General features: G+C 59.2%; 12 protein-coding genes and 1 tRNA gene. 8 read left to right on the forward strand and 5 right to left on the reverse strand.

Going from position 1 to position 16,846, the window contains the following annotated elements; translation table 11 throughout:
* Positions 1 to 24: 24 nt before the first annotated feature.
* On the reverse strand, positions 25 to 408 hold the full coding sequence (locus tag Z945_RS0112530; protein WP_025052454.1) for a hypothetical protein: 384 nt from the start codon (positions 406 to 408) through the stop codon (positions 25 to 27).
* Positions 409 to 478: 70 nt separating this feature from the next.
* The gene (locus Z945_RS0112535; protein WP_025052455.1) at positions 479 to 1,150 is read right to left on the reverse strand and encodes a DsbA family oxidoreductase; all 672 of its coding nucleotides are present in this window, start codon (positions 1,148 to 1,150) and stop codon (positions 479 to 481) included.
* Positions 1,151 to 1,308: 158 nt separating this feature from the next.
* Here Z945_RS0112535 and Z945_RS0112540 point away from each other — a divergent pair, with 158 nt between their 5' ends.
* The 4 genes from Z945_RS0112540 (at position 1,309) to Z945_RS0112555 (ending at position 9,195) form a co-directional block, all read left to right on the forward strand.
* Entirely contained in the window at positions 1,309 to 2,670 is a 1,362-nt protein-coding gene (locus Z945_RS0112540) for a peptidoglycan-binding domain-containing protein (RefSeq protein WP_025052456.1), read from the forward strand.
* A 121-nt stretch (positions 2,671 to 2,791) separates the two neighbouring features.
* A tRNA-Leu gene (locus Z945_RS0112545) sits at positions 2,792 to 2,877 on the forward strand.
* A 424-nt stretch (positions 2,878 to 3,301) separates the two neighbouring features.
* The gene (locus Z945_RS0112550) at positions 3,302 to 5,038 is read left to right on the forward strand and encodes an autotransporter assembly complex protein TamA (protein WP_241434504.1); all 1,737 of its coding nucleotides are present in this window, start codon (positions 3,302 to 3,304) and stop codon (positions 5,036 to 5,038) included.
* Positions 5,038 to 9,195: a translocation/assembly module TamB domain-containing protein gene (locus tag Z945_RS0112555; RefSeq protein WP_152541122.1), complete on the forward strand. Its 4,158-nt coding sequence runs from the start codon at positions 5,038 to 5,040 to the stop codon at positions 9,193 to 9,195. The genes Z945_RS0112550 and Z945_RS0112555 overlap by 1 nt, the downstream gene beginning before the upstream one ends.
* Here Z945_RS0112555 and Z945_RS0112560 read toward each other — a convergent pair.
* Both Z945_RS0112560 and acs read right to left on the reverse strand, forming a co-directional pair.
* A complete protein-coding gene (locus Z945_RS0112560; RefSeq protein WP_338152104.1) occupies positions 9,192 to 9,755 on the reverse strand; it encodes a flavin reductase family protein in 564 nt (187 codons plus the stop codon). The genes Z945_RS0112555 and Z945_RS0112560 overlap by 4 nt on opposite strands.
* Before the next feature lie 144 nt (positions 9,756 to 9,899).
* Complete coding sequence (gene acs, locus Z945_RS0112565; RefSeq protein WP_025052460.1) at positions 9,900 to 11,858, reverse strand: acetate--CoA ligase; 1,959 nt, start codon at positions 11,856 to 11,858, stop codon at positions 9,900 to 9,902.
* Positions 11,859 to 12,084: 226 nt separating this feature from the next.
* Between acs and Z945_RS0112570 the strand changes: the two genes are divergently transcribed.
* The 4 genes from Z945_RS0112570 (at position 12,085) to Z945_RS0112585 (ending at position 15,656) form a co-directional block, all read left to right on the forward strand.
* Positions 12,085 to 12,429 carry a cupin domain-containing protein gene (locus Z945_RS0112570; RefSeq protein ID WP_420911460.1) on the forward strand — a complete coding sequence of 115 codons (345 nt, stop codon included), beginning with the start codon at positions 12,085 to 12,087 and terminating at the stop codon, positions 12,427 to 12,429.
* Between the two features lie 87 nt (positions 12,430 to 12,516).
* The gene (locus tag Z945_RS0112575) at positions 12,517 to 13,533 is read left to right on the forward strand and encodes a C4-dicarboxylate TRAP transporter substrate-binding protein (protein WP_025052462.1); all 1,017 of its coding nucleotides are present in this window, start codon (positions 12,517 to 12,519) and stop codon (positions 13,531 to 13,533) included.
* Positions 13,534 to 13,627: 94 nt separating this feature from the next.
* Entirely contained in the window at positions 13,628 to 14,269 is a 642-nt protein-coding gene (locus tag Z945_RS0112580; protein ID WP_025052463.1) for a TRAP transporter small permease subunit, read from the forward strand.
* Complete coding sequence (locus Z945_RS0112585) at positions 14,256 to 15,656, forward strand: TRAP transporter large permease (protein WP_025052464.1); 1,401 nt, start codon at positions 14,256 to 14,258, stop codon at positions 15,654 to 15,656. Before Z945_RS0112580 ends, Z945_RS0112585 begins: the two co-directional genes overlap by 14 nt.
* On the opposite strand, the gene Z945_RS0112590 is transcribed toward Z945_RS0112585, so the two are convergent.
* Positions 15,642 to 16,754 carry an AI-2E family transporter gene (locus Z945_RS0112590; protein ID WP_052862702.1) on the reverse strand — a complete coding sequence of 371 codons (1,113 nt, stop codon included), beginning with the start codon at positions 16,752 to 16,754 and terminating at the stop codon, positions 15,642 to 15,644. The genes Z945_RS0112585 and Z945_RS0112590 overlap by 15 nt on opposite strands.
* Positions 16,755 to 16,846: the final 92 nt, after the last annotated feature.

Below are 16,846 nucleotides of genomic sequence, written 5' to 3' on the forward strand. Positions count from 1 at the left end.
GCAGCAAGGTCTGGTGCGTCCCTCTCAACCCACGGTGAAAACACTTTGCGGCGGCAGGTTGCGCGGCACACCGCGACAATAGCCGGGCAATTCGATCCGGTAGCGCAGCCAGCGTCGCGCGATTATACGTCTGCGCGACACACAAACCTTGGCACCCTTCTGGATAGGGATCAACCGGTCCCCGGTTTGCAAGACCCGTAGCCGTTCGGGTGTTTCAAATAGCACCATCCGGTGCGACGCATCCCGACCCGCCATTGTGTCCACGTCCAACACCTCTGCCCAGCGGTACTCCACGCTGAGCAGGAGGCCATGGAGCGCAATTGTTAAAGCGACAAACATGCCCACCGCCGCCAGGCTTTGGACCCGGCGGGGCGCATCTGATCGTGTCTTTGCGGTGCTGCCCTGCATGATCGCCCCTTCTTTCGGGCGCTACCCTGCAGGATCACTTAGGCGATATAAAGACGGTATTCGGAGGCGTTCAGGCGGCTTCGAGTTCTTCCATCACCTTGGTCAGCATCTGCACATAAGCGTCGACCCCTTGCGCACCGGTCACCAGATACCTTCCGCCAAAGACCATCGATGGTACACCCGATATGCCCCGCGAGGTCCAGAATTGTTCGTGCGCACGCGTTTCTTCTGCGCGGCTCTGACTGTCTAGAAGGCCGCGGGCCTCCGTTGCATCAAGACCCGTTGCATCTGCGATATCCACCAGCACGTCATAATCCGAAACATCCCGTCCTTGGGTGAAATGTGCATCGAACAGCGCCATTTTGAGAGGATGCTGCAATCCTTGCTCCTGCGCCCGACCCAAGAGCTGATGTGCGGCAAAGCTGTTCACGATCTTGCTGTCTGCGGTGAAGTTGAAGTCAAAGCCAAGTTCTTTGCCAACCTGCACAAGATGGGCGCGGTTCTGATTCGATTGCTCGGCGGTGCTGCCGTATTTCTCCATGATATGCTCGCGCACATTCTGCCCCTCTGGCGGCATCTCCGGGTTCAGCTCGAAGGGATGCCAGCGGATGAAGGCACCAAGTTTGAGCGTTGCAAGCGCCTGTTCCAGCTGCTTGTAGCCCACGATGCACCACGGGCACATGATGTCCGAGACGATGTCGATTTGCAGGGCAGGGGCCTCGATGGGCTGCGTCGAAGACATGGCGGATCCTTTCGTGTGTCAGGTGCTCTATGTCGTCCTTTGACACGTCTGTTACAACCTTGGCTGCAAAAAAGACCAAGGATTCATTTTGGCGCGCATAATTCATGTGCTAGCGTTTTCGCCAATATAATGAATCACTTTTTGCCGGAGACCCTAAAATGCATTTCAAATCCATCACCGGTGCCGTTCTGGGCGCCTCGCTAATCATCATTCCCGTCGAACGCGCCCAAGCGGACGCGGGCGATTTCATCGCCGGTGCCATCATCGGCGGTATCGTCGGGGCCAATGCGAAGAAACAGAAGCGCACCTATAAAAAGAGGGTATACAAGAAGAAGACGTACCGCCCGCGCATTCCAGCCACGCAGGAAGGCCGCAATATTCAGGCATCGCTGAACTACTTCGGCTTCAATGCAGGTAGCGTTGATGGCCAGTTGGGCCAAAAGACCCGCAACGCGGTTTCCCAGTATCAGGCCTATCTCGGCTATCCCGTGACAGGCCAACTTTCTGCGTTTGAACAGAACCTGCTGACCTCCAGCTATAACCGTGCGCAGGCGGGCGGTTATGCCGTTCAGCAGCAGGTCGCCGCGACCCCGGACGGCACGCGCGGTCTGCTGAAAACATATCGAGCCGAGATGGCAGGCCAGTCGCCTGCAGGCAATGCGGCACCCCAAACCACCATCGTGGTCGCGCCTCAGCCCGCACCGATGCCTGTGGCACCTCAGCCCGCGCCGGGTACAACCACCGTTGCCGCTGCTACAGCACCGCTCGGCGGGGCAGCTGCTTTGGCGACAGCCGTGGCACCCGCAGCCGGCTTGCCCAGCTTTATGGGCGCAGGCTCTCAAGCCTCGCTTGCTTCCCATTGCAATACGGTATCACTGATCACCAATACCAATGGCGGTTTCACCACACTGGCCAGCATGGCCGACCCCAATGTCGCGCTCAACGAACAGTTCTGCCTTGCGCGCACCTATGCGATTGCCAAGTCCGAAGAGCTGGTCGGCCAGATCCAGGGCTTCACCCCCGATCAGATCGCCGCGCAATGCGAAGGTTTCGGCCCCGCGATGAAAGACTTTGTGTCCTCGCTCTCGCTGAAATCCCGTGATGCGGTGGTGGCTGATGTGTCCTCCTTCATCCTGACCACGGGCATGTCCCCCGCCCAACTGGGCGGCACGGCGCGGATCTGCCTCGGCGTGGGGTACCGCACCGATAATATGGACGTGGCGGTCGGCTCTGCCCTGCTGCTCTATACAATGGGCGAAGGTGTTTATGGCGAGCTGATGGGCCATCACCTGGGTCAGGGCTTTGGCACCGCGAAACGTGCCGACATGGCGCAGGATTGGTATGCAGCTGGCCTCACAGCTGTCGATACCGGGGCGGCGGCGGTCTTTGTGCCGGGTCAGCCCGAACGGACCGAACTCATTCGTGCCGCGACCCAGCGTACCGCTGGTGCGCCCGCGGGCCTGCCCAAGCCGCAAGCCGCCTCCGTAGGGGGACTGCCGACCTTTTCGGTCACAGAATAACGCGATTTTAACGCAATCCTAGACCAAGCCCCGGTGCCCAAGCGCACCGGGGTTTTTTGTTGCAGTTTTCCTCTTCACAAGCACGAATTTCCCCGCTACACCGCGCAAACCAACATGGCTTGCGGTCGTGGCGGAATGGTAGACGCGCAGCGTTGAGGTCGCTGTGGGGTAACACCCGTGAGAGTTCGAGTCTCTCCGACCGCACCACTGGTTCTTGCGCAGCAAGGTGCCGGAACTCCCTTATTCCTTATGTGATAAGTCGCTCACAGAGAGTGACGCTCAGCAGCGTCCTGCTTTGCCTTCTGTTCTGTAATTGCACTGACGACACCGAGGCTTTTGCGCCCTGATGCGCATGATCTGTCTTCGGTTTCCCGCGGGCATGACTTGGTCACCATGCCAGCCGCACCATCACGTTTCCGCTCAGATTAAACCTGTGTTTGCGCTTCATAGTGACTTTACTGTACACCGAGCTAACTGAGTTAATCAGACCCAATCGACAGGAAAGATCGCGAAAAATCGTGGCATCTGGTCGCAACGGAAGGGTAGCGGTGTGCGAGTGATGGCAGAGCAGGGGCTTTTGCGTTGGATTTCAGCTGGGGCGGTTACCGCTGCCTTATGCTGGCCCGTTATTATGAACGCGGCAGAGGTTACTCTGACAGGCGTTTCAGAAGATAGCGATCTTTATGGCACGCTGTCTGGCGGTTCCCTGCTGATAGAACAGACCAGCCTTGAAGAAACCCCGTCGACGCAAGAAGTCGTCGCGGCCGCGCAAGCGGATTACGGGCGGCTGCTGGCTGTGCTTTATGACCAGGGATACTTTGGTCCGGTCATCAAGATTACATTGGACGGTATTGACGCGGCGGCCATCCCGCCGGTGCAGCCTCCGAACGCAATTGATCGCGCGGTCATTACCGTTGATACCGGTCCTCTGTTCCGCTTCGGCACTGCGCAGATCGCCCCTGTCGCACCGGATACTGAACTGCCCGAAGAATTCGCCACGGGCCAGACTGCAAGTCTGAGCGTGCTCAAAGATGCGGTGTCCAGCGGGATCGACGGTTGGCGGGCGCAGGGTCATGCCAAGGCGGATTTGGAAAGCCAACAGCTGACGGCGCGGCATCAGGATCGCACGATCAATGCAGAATTGCGGCTGGCACCGGGGCCGCGTTTGCGGTTCGGACCTTTGCAGGTCACCGGCAACAGCGCCGTCAGAACAGACCGTATTCTGGACATTGCTGGCCTGCCCACAGGCGAAATATTCGATCCGCGTGAATTGCGGTTGGCCGCCACTAGGTTGCGCCGCACAGGGGCGTTCAGCTCAGTGGCATTGCTAGAGCCCGACAGGATCGGCCCAAACCAGACGCTTGATATCACCGCGCAATTGACCGAAGCCAAGCCGCGCCGCTTTGGCTTTGGTGCGGAACTTGGATCGCTCGAAGGGCTTACGCTCAGTGCATTCTGGCTGCACCGCAATCTGCTGGGCGGGGCAGAACGTCTGCGGATTGAAGGCGAGATCAAAGGCATCGGCGGCAATTCAGGCGGAGAAGACTACCGACTTTCGGGTCGTTTTGAACGCCCCGCGACCTTTAATGAAGACACCGATTTCTATGCCCTTGCGCAGATCGAACAACTGGATGAGGTAAACTATTTCTCTCGCCAGCTTGACCTTGAGGCCGGGATCGAAAGGATCGCCAATGAAAACCGCACCTACACATTGGGTCTGGGGTTGCGCACGGCCGAGACACGGGATGCCTTTGGCGAGAACCGTTATACCCTGCTGACACTGCCGCTTAGCGCGCAGTTTGATTATCGCGACAACCGGCTTGATGCTAAAAACGGCTATTATCTGAACGCCAGTCTCACGCCTTTCCTGGCCGTGAGCGGGTCGGACAATGGCCTGCGTACCTATGTGGATGCACGGGCGTACCGCACCTTTGGTGAAGCCCGTCCCGTGACCTTTGCGCTGCGCGGGCAATTGGGGTCTGTGTACGGCCCGGACCTCAGCGAGGCTCCTGCGGACTATCTTTTCTACTCGGGCGGTGGTGGCACGGTGCGGGGCCAACCGTACCAGACACTTGGCGTGGATCTGAGCAACGATCAGACCGTTGGCGGACGCAGCTTTGTGGCGGTATCGGCAGAGGCGCGGATCATGGTCACCCAGAGCATTGGCGTGGTCGGCTTTGTCGATGGGGGGTATGTCGGGTCAGAGGAATTCTATGACGGGTCCGGCGTCTGGCATTCTGGCGCAGGGATCGGGGTTCGGTATGATACCGGCATCGGCCCTATTCGTGTTGACCTTGCAGTGCCGACATCCGGTCCCGAAACCGACGAGAACTTTCAAGTCTACATCGGCATAGGGCAATCGTTTTGATGGGTTTACTGAAATCAGCCTTCGCAGCCTTGGCGCTTGTATTTTGCTCCTGTCTGGCAGCAGTCGCGCAAGAGAGCGAAGACAAAGGGTTTTTGACCCGCACGATCCAGGACGCGCTTAGCGGCGCAGGCCGGACGGTCAGCATTGACGGCTTTGCAGGCGCGCTCAGCTCGGCAGCACGGTTTGACCGGATGACGATAGCCGATGGCGAAGGTGTCTGGCTGACGCTTGAAGATGTGGTGCTGGACTGGAACCGCAGCGCCCTGTTGCGGGGACGGCTGGAGGTCGAAAGTCTGACTGCGCAGAAGCTTGATCTCCCGCGACTTCCCATCTCCGAAGGCGACCCGCTCCCCGATGCTGAGGCGACCCCCTTTAGTCTGCCTGATCTGCCTGTCTCTATCGAGATCACCGAGCTTGGCATCGAAGAGATCAACCTTGGCGCACCCTTGCTAGGCGAGTCGGCCCAACTGACCGTGGCGGCGTCTGCGGTACTGAATGGCGAGCAAGCGGATATCGACCTGACCGCCAGCCGCACCGACAGTAAACAGGGCGAGTTCATCCTGCGTGCAAATTTCGAGCGCAGCGATAGCTTGCTGGACGTGATGCTGCAATTAACTGAAGGCACCGAGGGACTAGTCTCGCAGCTGCTCAACATCCCGGACCGGCCATCGGTGGCGCTCTCGGTCGAGGGCAGTGGACCTATTGATGATTTCACGGCGGACATTGCTTTGGATACTGACGGCCAGCCCCGTCTTGCCGGACAGGTGATTCTCGGCACCCAGGACGCCCGCAGTGGGGGGGATACGCCCGACCGCCGTGTTCAGGCCGACATAGGCGGCGATATCACGGCCCTTCTTGCCCCCCGCTTTCGCGAGTTCTTCGGTGAAGATGTGCAGCTAAAGGCAGACGCCCTGCTGCAAAGCTCCGGCGCGGTGGACGTGAGCGCTTTTTCTCTGAATGCGCAGGCCGCCAATATCGAAGGCAGCGTAGCGTTGAATGCTGGCAAATGGCCGACCTTGATCGATATTACCGGACGCATTGCCAATCCCGATGGCACCACCATTCTGCTGCCGGTCGGTGGTGAGGGGACCCAGGTGGAGGCGGTTGATCTGCGTGTGGATTACGATGCGTCGAGTAGCGACGCAATCGAGGCATTGTTTGATATTGCTGGTCTTTCGATGAGCGCTGGTGAAATTGAGCGTACCCAATTGAGCTTGGACGGCACATTGACTGGCGGCGAGAATGAGCCGGGAAAATTCAACGGCGACGTGGCCTTTGATCTTGCCGGGCTTGCCTTGCGCGATGCGGCTTTGGCCGAGGCCGCGGGCAATCAGATCACGGGCCGCACAACCCTTGCCTATATCACCGATCAGCCATTCCGGTTGAGCAATCTGGACCTGAGCGGCACGGACTTTGGCTTGACCGGCAACGCAGTGGTCGACGGGATCGAAACCGGTTTGCAAACCCAGCTTGATGCACAATTGCGAGCCACCGACATCAGCCGGTTCTCGGCTCTTGCGGGGCGCGAGTTGGACGGCCAGACCGAATTGGCGCTCGAGGGCAGTATCGCCTTGCTGGCGGGGCAGTTCGATCTGGTGCTGAACGGGACGACACAGGATCTGGCGCTGGGCATCGAACAGGCGGATGCGGTTCTGGCAGGACGCACCGAATTGAGCCTTGCCGCCCGCCGCGACGAAACAGGGACTTTCCTCCGCGATCTGGCGGTGGAGAATGCAGCGCTTAGCCTGACGGGGGAGGCTGCATTGCGCACCGATGACAGTCAGGCGCAGGCCGACTTCCGGCTGAACGATATCGGCCTTGTGATGCCACAGTACAGCGGCCCCGTCACGGTGTCTGCTACCGCAACTCAGGACGCGCGCGGTTGGAGCGTTGATGCCAGGACCGACGGCCCCTATGAGGCTGCGCTGACCGCACAGGGGTTGGTGACCGGCCCGAATGCGGTTTTACGGTTCAGTGCAAATATTCCGGACGCCAAACCTTTTGCCGAGCAAATCGAAGGTCCCGTCACCGCCAATGGTACTCTGCGCAAGACCGAGGACGGTTGGCGTCTGGATACGGGGGCGACCGGCCCCTACGATGTGCAGGCGGCGATTGAAGGGCTTGTCACACCTGCCATCGACGTGAGCTTTAATCTCTCAATGCCCGATGTGCAGCCGCTTGTGCCACAGGTCAGCGGGCCGCTTCAGGCGCAGGGACAGTTGCGTCAGACCGATCAGGGCTTTGTGGTGGATACAACCGCAACCGGTCCTTACGGATTGCGTGCCGCAGTTGACGGATTGGCCACCGGCCCCGACATGCAGCTCAATTTCGATTTGTCCCTACCAAATGTCAGCCCCCTTGCACCGGGCATCAACGGGGCCTTGTCGGCCAGCGGCGATATCCGTCAGACCCCCGAGGGCATCATGGTAAATACCACCGCCGATGGTCCCTATGGCGCCAAGGCTGCTGTGTCAGGATTGGCCACAGGGCCCGACATGCGTCTGTCTTTTGATGTTTCTGTTCCCAATGTCAGCCCCTTGGCACCCGGCATCTCTGGCCCGCTTTCGGCCAATGGTATTGTACGGCAGACCTCAGATGGCATCATGCTTGAGACAACGGCGAGCGGCCCCTACAGCGCCCGCGCCGCAGTCGAAGGTCTGGTGACCGGACCGCAGGCCAATGTGACATTTACGGCCGATATGCCCAACATCGGGGCGCTGGTCGACAATATCAGTGGCCCCCTCAGCATCGCAGGGTCGGCCCGACGTCAGGGCAGCGGATTTCAGGTCAGTACCGATGTTGACGGCCCGTCGGGCACACGCGCGCAGGTGTCAGGCACGATTGACCCCGGCGGGCAATTGAACCTCGATGTCGATGGGTCGGCCCCTTTAGGTCTGGCCCGACCATTTCTGGAACCCCGTGATCTACAGGGGCAGGCCCAGTTCGATCTGGCCATCAACGGTCCGGCGGCACTCTCGTCGGTCAGTGGCACGATCAGCACGGCAAACGCGACATTCAGCGCCCCGAACCTGCGGCTGGCGCTGGAAGGGATCAATGCTGATATTCGTCTGGTCAACAGCCGGGCACAAATCGACGTAACAGGCCGCGCCACCAACGGCGGGCAATTGCGTGTTGGTGGCACAGTCGGGCTGGGCGGCGGATTGCCTGCGGATCTGACGATTGGTCTTGATAATCTGGTTCTGATCGACCCCAAGCTTTACCGCACATCTGTCAGTGGCGCCTTGCGCCTGGCCGGGCCGCTCAGCGGTGGGGCCAGTATCAGCGGGCAAGTCGATGTCGGTGAAACCGATGTTACTGTCCCGTCGACCGGGCTGACCAGCATCGGAGATATTCCACCGATCAACCATATCGGTGCCACACGTCCTGTGATCGCCACGCGGCGCAAAGCCGGGATCGACAGTGCTGCGGCGGGGGATGATCCGACGAGCGATGGCTCCGGTGGCTTTGGCCTGAACATCGCGGTCAACGCACCCAATCGTATTTTTGTGCGGGGACGCGGGCTTGATACTGAACTGGGCGGGGCTTTGCGACTGACAGGCACGACAAACCGCATCATCTCTACCGGGCGGTTCGATCTTATTCGCGGTCGGCTTGATATTCTGGGCCAGCGCTTTGATCTGCGCGAAGGGTCGATCCAGTTTCAAGGCGATCTGGTGCCCTATATCCGCTTTGTCTCGGCTACCTCCACCGACACGGGCGAAGTGCGCGTGGTCGTCGAAGGCCGTGCCGATTCTCCCACCGTAAGCTTCGAAGCAACACCTGACGCGCCGCAGGATGAAGTTCTCGCGCAACTTCTGTTCGGGCGCGATCTGACCGAAATATCGGCCCTTCAGGCGCTGCAACTGGCCAATGCGGTGGCGACACTCGCCGGACGTGGAGGCACGGGGGTGATTTCGAACTTGCGGGAAAACTTCGGGCTGGACGATCTGGATGTGACGACCACCGACAGCGGGGCCACGGCGGTACGGGCGGGCAAGTACATCTCTGAAAACGTCTACAGCGATGTGACCGCCGCATCAGATGGGGAGGCGGAAATCTCGCTAAACATCGATATCACGCCAAACCTGACCGGTCGGGCAACCCTTGGGTCAGACGGCAACAGCGGTATTGGGATTTTCTTCGAGAAGGACTACTAAGGGCCTGCGGCTTTGGCGGTGAAGACGCCAAAACGGCCCTTGTCGAACAGCAGCCCCGCACCGTCGCCCGGCCGCTCGGCGGCATGGGTGACTTCACCCAATATAATCGAGTGATCGCCGGCGGGATGAACAGCATCCAACTTGCAATGGAAGGCGGCAAGGCACCCTTCGAGTTGCGGGGCACCGCCCGGTCCGGCGGTCCAGTCGAAGGACGTAAAGTCATGGCCCTGGCTTGCGAAATGCAAAGCCATTGCTTCCTGATCCTGTCCCAGCACATGGATGCAGTAGGTTTGCGTTGTAGCAAATACATCGTGCCGTTTCGAGCGCAATGCTGCGGACCACAGGACCAGCGGCGGATCAAGCGAGACTGAAGAGAATGAATTTGCGGTCATGCCCATCGGGCCAGCGTCGGTTTGCGTGGTGATGACCGTCACGCCCGTGCCGAACCGCCCGAAAGCGGAGCGCAAAGCCGCCGCATCACCGGGCGCGAAAAAGCTCAAGTCATTGTCCATCGGAGCCTGCGTTGCCACGCCCGGATTCATTTGTCCATAGAGCCCCATGTCGCGGCCTTTCGATAGAGCAAAGCGCTGCTCGGCCATAGGCCCACAGGCAAATGCAGTTTCGGATCAGACCAGTATATAGGGCGCGATCCCGACAGGATCAGGTCGGGATCGCGGCAAATTTTTGCGGTGGCGCTCCGTGCGTTACTTTTTGTTCATGCGGTTTTCGATCAGATCGTCCACCACCGCAGGTTCCGCCAGCGTTGAGGTATCGCCCAAGGCACCGAAATCGTCCTCGGCAATCTTGCGCAGGATGCGGCGCATGATCTTGCCCGAACGGGTCTTGGGTAGGCCAGGGGCCCACTGGATAAGGTCGGGCGATGCAATGGGCCCGATCTCTGTGCGCACCCAGCCCCGCAATTCGGCCCGCAACTCTTCCGTTGGCTCTTCGCCGCCCATCAAGGTCACATAGCAATAGATGCCCTGACCCTTGATATCGTGGGGATAGCCGACGACTGCGGCTTCGGCGACCTTGGCATGTGCAACCAGTGCGCTTTCGACTTCGGCGGTGCCCATCCGGTGGCCCGAAACATTGATCACGTCATCGACGCGACCGGTGATCCAGTAGTCGCCATCCGCATCGCGCTTGCAGCCGTCGCCGGTAAAGTAATAGCCCGGATAATCCGCAAAGTAGGTTTTCTCGAACCGCTCATGATCACCCCAGACCGACCGCATCTGACCCGGCCAGCTGTCGGCAATGCACAGCACGCCTTCCGCCGGATTGCCTTTAAGCTCTTCGGCCGTGGTTGGTTCAAGAACGACAGGTTTGATACCGAAGAACGGCTTCATCGCAGAGCCGGGTTTCATCGCATGTGCACCGGGCAGGGGGGTCATCAGGTGGCCGCCGGTTTCGGTCTGCCACCAGGTATCCACAATCGGACAACGCCCGCCGCCGACGACTTCGTTGTACCAGTTCCAAGCCTCCGGGTTAATTGGCTCACCCACGGTGCCCAGCACCTTGAGGCTGGACAGATCGCACTTGGTGACGAAATCCTTGCCCTTGCCCATCAACGCGCGCAGAGCGGTCGGGGCCGTATAGAACTGGTTCACCTTATGCTTTTCGCAAACCTGCCAGAAACGGCTGGCGTCGGGATACGTTGGCACGCCTTCGAACATCAGCGTCGTGGCCCCGTTCGCCAGCGGACCGTAGACAATATAGCTGTGGCCGGTGACCCAGCCCACATCGGCGGTACACCAATAGATGTCGCCATCGTGGTAGTCGAAGGTGACCTCATGCGTCATCGCCGCATAGACCAGATAGCCCCCGGTGGTGTGGACGACACCTTTCGGCATCCCGGTGGAGCCCGAAGTGTATAGAATGAACAGCGGATCTTCGGCGTTCATCGCTTCGGGGGCGCAGGTGTCTGCAGCCTCTGCGGCAAGCGCATGATAATCGTAATCACGCCCGTCGGCCCAAGTCGTTTGGCCGCCGGTCCGCTTGACCACCAGACATTTGACGGTGTCCTTGCAGTGCAAGAGCGCCTGATCCGCGTTGGTCTTGAGTGCTGTGTTGCGGCCACCACGGGGAGCCTGATCTGCCGTGATGAGCACCTTGGCGTCGGATCCGTTGATCCGTGCAGACAGGGCATCCGGTGAAAAGCCCGCAAACACGATGGAGTGGATCGCACCGATACGCGCGCAGGCGAGCATGGCATAGGCCGCCTCGGGGATCATCGGCAGGTAGAGGATGACGCGGTCACCTTTGCCCACGCCCATGTCGCGCAGAACATTGGCCATCTTGCAGGTATTTGTGTGCAGCTCGCGGTAGCTGATGTGCAGCGCCTCTTCATCAGGGTTATCAGGCTCCCAGATGATCGCGGTCTGGTCGCCGCGCGTTTCAAGGTGGCGGTCAATGCAGTTCGCGGCGACGTTCAACTCACCATCGGCGAACCAGTTGATGTGCACATTGCCGAGCGTAAAATCGACATCCTTGACCTGGGTGAAGGGTTTCATCCAGTCGACACGGCCTGCCTGTTCGCGCCAGAACGCATCTGGATCGGCAATAGAGGCGGCATACATCTCGTCGTACCGCGTGGCATCAACATGGGCACCCGAGGCCATCTCTTTGCTTGGCGGATAGGTTGTGGCTGCTGTATCGGACATATGTAGTTCCCCCCTTGAATGGTTTTGCTGGGCTCTGCCGGAATGGCCCGGTCGCGCCGCAATCATTGCGAGGGATCATAACGGGCTGTGGACGGAAAGAAATAAGCAACTGGCGTGGCGCGGTTCGCTTGTAAATGATTTTCCGGCCTGCGGGTAAAGTTGTAAATTTTTTGGCGGAGAGGAAGGCCAGTGGTTTTGGCGTATCGGTCTGACCAAGAATGCCGCTATGATTGCCCAAAGCGCTGGAGTGAGCCGCGCGGCTCATATGACAATGGAGAGTCCGATCCCCCGACCTCAGGTCACTGCCACAGTTCAGATCGACGATGCGCGCGTTCGCGTCACCTGTTTTGATTTCCCGATCGGAGCCGAGACCGGATGGCACGAGCACGGGCTGGACTATGTGATCACCACCCTGACGGACTGTACCATGATGCTGGAAGGACCGGACGGAGCCACAAGCGAAGTCATGATCGAGGCCGGGACCACCTACCGCCGTGACAGCGGTGTCCGGCACAATGTGATCAATGCGGGCCAGGCGCCGATGTCATTCGTCGAGATCGAGTTGAAATAGCACTTGGGTGTTGGCAGGGGGGCCTCTGCGCGTTAGCTTCTGACCCAAGCGCACTGAGGAAGGTGCGCATCAATGGGAGAGACACCAATGACCAAGTTTTTGAGCGGCGCAGCCGTCTGCGCCATTTCGTTTGCCTTCGTTTCCGAAGCCGCAGCAACCGAATGGAATGTATCCGTCTGGGGCAAGCGCCGGGCCTTTACAGAACACGTTGAAAAGCTGGCCGAACTGGTCAGCGAAAAGACGAACGGCGAATTCACCATGAACGTCAGCTATGGCGGCCTGTCCAAGAACCGCGAGAACCTCGATGGTATCTCCATCGGTGCTTTTGAAATGGCCCAGTTCTGTGCGGGCTACCATGCCGACAAGAACCGCGTTGTGACCGTTCTGGAACTGCCATTCCTGGGTGTCGAGAACCTGGAGCAGGAACGCGCCGTCTCAAATGCAGTCTACGCGCACCCTGCTGCAGCCGAGGAAATGGCACAGTGGAATGCCAAGCTGCTGATGACCTCGCCGATGCCGCAGTACAACATCGTTGGGACGGGCGAACCACGCACCACGCTTGAGGATATGAAAGGCATGCGCGTCCGCGCAACCGGCGGTCTGGGCAAGGCGTTTGAAGCGGTTGGAGCTGTGCCCACATCCGTGACCGCGACAGAAGCCTATCAGGCAATGGAATCAGGTGTCGTGGATACGGTGGCCTTTGCCCAGCATGCGCATCTGTCCTTTGGTACGATCAATCAGGCCGATTGGTGGACCGCAAACCTGAACCCCGGCACCGTCAACTGCCCGGTCGTGGTGAACATTGATGCCTACGAATCCCTGTCGGATGCAGAGCGCGAGGCACTGGACAGTTCAGTTGAGGAATCGCTCGACCATTATCTGGCCAACTATGGCGAGTTGCTGAAACGTTGGGATGCGGTTCTGGAAGAAAAAGGTGTCGAAAAGGTCGAAATCGCCCCCGAAGTGCTGGAAGAGTTCCGCGCAACGGCTGCGGCACCGGCACGCGACGCCTGGATCGCAGACATGGAAGCGCAGGGCCTGCCCGGTCAGGAGCTTTATGATCTGGTGGTCAAGACTTTGGCGGATGCCAAAGCTGGCAACTAAGCCTGCGACGTGACTGGCGGGGGTAACTCCGTCCTACGGTGGGTATTGCCGTAGGGCGGGGTTGTCCCCGCCCCCCCTAACAAAGGACATCGCCATGGCAGGCTCGGCCGCAGTGTTGGAAGATTCCAGCCTCCTCAGCAAACTTGACCGTATACTGCTACCGATCGAGCGCTTTTGTGCGTTGCTCTCGGGGTTGGCTATTTTTTCACTGATGTTTCTGGCGGCCTATTCGGTGACGTCACGCAAGTTTTTCGGCGCGCCGATGATGGGCTATGTCGATTACATCGAAGCCGCGATGCCGATCATTGCGATCATGGGTGTCTCCTATGTCCAACGCGACGGCACGCATATCCGCATGGATATGTTGGTCTCTGCCCTCAAGGGCCGGACGCTTTGGTTCTTTGAGCTGATATCCGTGTTGATGATCCTGATTTTGATCGTGGCGCTCACCTATGGCGCATGGGAGCATTTTGATCGCTCTTTCGATTGCGCGCGGCTCCTGTGCAGCCGTGACAGTTCCATTGACGTCGGCATCCCGATCTGGCCAAGCAAGCTTGTGGTGCCGGTGGCTTTTGCTGTGCTGGTCTTGAGGTTGCTCTTGCAAGCATGGGGCTATGGGCGTGCGCTGATATTGGGGCTGGAAAACCCCGTTGCTGTACCGCTGAACCTAACCATCGCCGAACAGGCGATGATCGAGGCCAAAGCGCTGGAAGGGCTGACCGATGGAACCGATTGAAATTGGCCTATGGGTCTCGGGCGGGATGCTGGTGTTTGTCGTCCTTGGCATGCGCGTGGCCTTTGCTGCTGCGATGGCGGGGTTCGTCGGGCTGGTCTGGCTGCGCTGGAACGGCTTTGACTATGACCCCGACCGCTTTTGGAAAGCCGTTGAAATCAGCGTCAAGATTGCAGGCCTGACGCCGCATTCGAAAGTGTCGGCTCAGGTCTTGTCTCTGATCCCTGTGTTTATCATGATCGGCTATCTGGCCTACTACGCCAAACTGACGACCGCACTGTTCGAGGCCTGTAAACGCTGGTTTGCCTGGGTGCCGGGTGGCCTTGCTGTCTCTACCGTCTTTGCGACCGCGGGCTTTGCGGCAGTTTCGGGCGCATCGGTGGCCACGGCGGCGGTCTTTGCCCGCATCGCGATCCCCGAGATGCTCAAGATCGGGTACAACAAACAATTCGCGGCAGGAGTTGTCGCCGCTGGCGGGACGTTGGCCTCGCTCATCCCGCCATCCGCAATCCTTGTCATCTATGCGATCATCGTGGAACAGGATGTGGGCAAGCTCTTGCTTGCAGGCTTCATCCCGGGTGTGTTTTCGGCCATCGTTTACGCCAGCATGATCATTGGCATCGCGATGATGTGGAAAAACGTCGGCCCGCCTGTCACGGGCTTCACCTGGCGCGAGCGCTTTGAATCCCTGCCACCTGCATCGCCCATCGTTTTGGTCGTCGTTGTCATCATCTTCTTTGTCTACAATCCTTTCGGGGACGCATGGGGCACACCCACCGAAGGCGGTGCGGTAGGTGCGTTCATTGTCTTCCTGATGGCGCTCTACCGCGGCATGCGCTGGGGCCAATTGAAAGAGGCGCTGCTGGACACAGCCAAGCTGACGGTGATGATCTTTACCATTATCTGGGGTGTGCTGATCTATGTGCGCTTTCTGGGGTTTGCCGAATTGCCCGCTGCTTTTGCAGACTGGATCACCTCGCTTGAGATGGCGCCGATCCTTATCCTGATCTGTATTTTGCTGGCCTATGCTGTGCTCGGCATGTTCATGGACGCCATCGGAATGTTGCTGCTGACGCTGCCGGTCGTTTATCCGGCGGTCATGGCTCTCAACGGTGGCGAAACCGTGGCGGCGGCTGATTCCGCCTTTGGTATGTCAGGTCAGATGTGCGCGATCTGGTTCGGTATTTTGGTCGTCAAAATGGCAGAGTTCTGCCTGATCACGCCGCCCATCGGTCTCAACTGTTTCGTCGTTGCAGGCGTGCGGGACGATCTGACCGTGCAAGATGTATTCAAAGGGGTGACACCGTTCTTCATCGCCGACGCGGTGACCATCGCCCTTTTGGTGGCCTTCCCGGGTATCGTCCTGTGGTTGCCGTCACTCGCCGGTTAGGGCGGCATCGGTCTTTTTGTCCGAAAAGCTTTCTTCTTCCAGTTCGGGCGACCCGTCGTCGCCCGACAAGAAGTTTGCAACAATGTGCAGCGGCTCGAAGTTCTCGCAGATCACCTTGAAGACCACCAGAAACGGTACAGCGACAAGCGCCCCGGGAATGCCCCATAGCCAGCCCCAGAAAACCACGGTCAAGAACACGGCGACTGTGTTCATTGCCAACCGCCGCCCGACGAGCCAGGGTGTCAAAATCTGACCCTCGATCGCAGTAAGTATCTGATAGCCAAGCGGCGCAAGCAGCGCGTAGCCCAGACTATCAAAATGAACGATCGCAAAGGCCGCGACCAATGCGCTGCCGATGAAACCCCCAATATAGGGCAGGAAGTTCAACAATGCCGCGGCAATGCCCCAAACATAGGCATTGGGCAGGCCCAGTGACGCGAGATAGAGCCAGAGGCAGACGCCAAGTCCGGTGTTGATCAATGAAATCGTCAGCAAGTAGCGCGAAACCTGCCGCTCGATGCTGTAGACGGTCGAAAGGGCGCGTTTCTTGCCTGCGAGTGTCGGGAAAGACTGCACAATCTTTTTGTAGAACAATGACCCCGAGGACAGGACGAAGAGGGCCAAAACCAACGTCACTGCAATCGTCGCCCCGATCCGCGAAGCCGTATCAAAGGCCGAATCCAGCAGGCCGGGCTGTTTGACCACAACCTCCGGCGTTCCCTCGCCGCCTGTGCCGATCTTTTCGACTTCTTCCGTGGCAGAGCGCATCTCCTCCACCGCATCGGACATGGTGCTCAGCTTGGTGCGGATCTCGTATCCCATGCGCGGCAGCTCGTCGCTCCATGCAGCGATCGTGCCTGCCGATCCGGCGATGACCGCGAGGATCAGCAAGCCGGTGGCGCTGACGAGGATAAAGGCAGAAACCCCGTGTGGCACCCCGACACGGTACAACCCTCGAGACACCGGGCTTAATGTAAGCGCGACCAGAAAGCCCAGCAGAACCGGCAGAATCAGATCCCGGGCGAAATAGGCGGTCGCGAAAAGGGACAGGATGACAAGAACGCGGAGGGATCGTTGGATTGAGGCAGTGTGTTCCACAGGAACCCTTTCGGCAAATCTCTGACCGAACACAACGAATGGCATCACGAAAGGTTCAATTCATTTTGAACACATGCAGGTATTTCGTGCGA

This window comes from Sulfitobacter noctilucae (assembly GCF_000622365.1).
Classification (GTDB): Bacteria; Pseudomonadota; Alphaproteobacteria; order Rhodobacterales; family Rhodobacteraceae; genus Sulfitobacter; species Sulfitobacter noctilucae.

What these genes read in the sequence shown, in the direction of transcription:
- Z945_RS0112535 (WP_025052455.1), bottom strand. Translation starts at nt 1,150, where the DNA reads ATGTCTTCGACGCAGCCCATCGAGGCCCCTGCCCTGCAAATCGACATC.
- Z945_RS0112555 (WP_152541122.1), top strand. Translation starts at nt 5,038, where the DNA reads ATGGGTTTACTGAAATCAGCCTTCGCAGCCTTGGCGCTTGTATTTTGC.
- Z945_RS0112580 (WP_025052463.1), top strand. Translation starts at nt 13,628, where the DNA reads ATGGCAGGCTCGGCCGCAGTGTTGGAAGATTCCAGCCTCCTCAGCAAA.
- Z945_RS0112530 (WP_025052454.1), bottom strand. Translation starts at nt 408, where the DNA reads ATGCAGGGCAGCACCGCAAAGACACGATCAGATGCGCCCCGCCGGGTC.
- Z945_RS0112570 (WP_420911460.1), top strand. Translation starts at nt 12,085, where the DNA reads ATGATTGCCCAAAGCGCTGGAGTGAGCCGCGCGGCTCATATGACAATG.
- Z945_RS0112560 (WP_338152104.1), bottom strand. Translation starts at nt 9,755, where the DNA reads ATGGGGCTCTATGGACAAATGAATCCGGGCGTGGCAACGCAGGCTCCG.
- acs (WP_025052460.1), bottom strand. Translation starts at nt 11,858, where the DNA reads ATGTCCGATACAGCAGCCACAACCTATCCGCCAAGCAAAGAGATGGCC.
- Z945_RS0112550 (WP_241434504.1), top strand. Translation starts at nt 3,302, where the DNA reads ATGAACGCGGCAGAGGTTACTCTGACAGGCGTTTCAGAAGATAGCGAT.
- Z945_RS0112585 (WP_025052464.1), top strand. Translation starts at nt 14,256, where the DNA reads ATGGAACCGATTGAAATTGGCCTATGGGTCTCGGGCGGGATGCTGGTG.
- Z945_RS0112540 (WP_025052456.1), top strand. Translation starts at nt 1,309, where the DNA reads ATGCATTTCAAATCCATCACCGGTGCCGTTCTGGGCGCCTCGCTAATC.
- Z945_RS0112575 (WP_025052462.1), top strand. Translation starts at nt 12,517, where the DNA reads ATGACCAAGTTTTTGAGCGGCGCAGCCGTCTGCGCCATTTCGTTTGCC.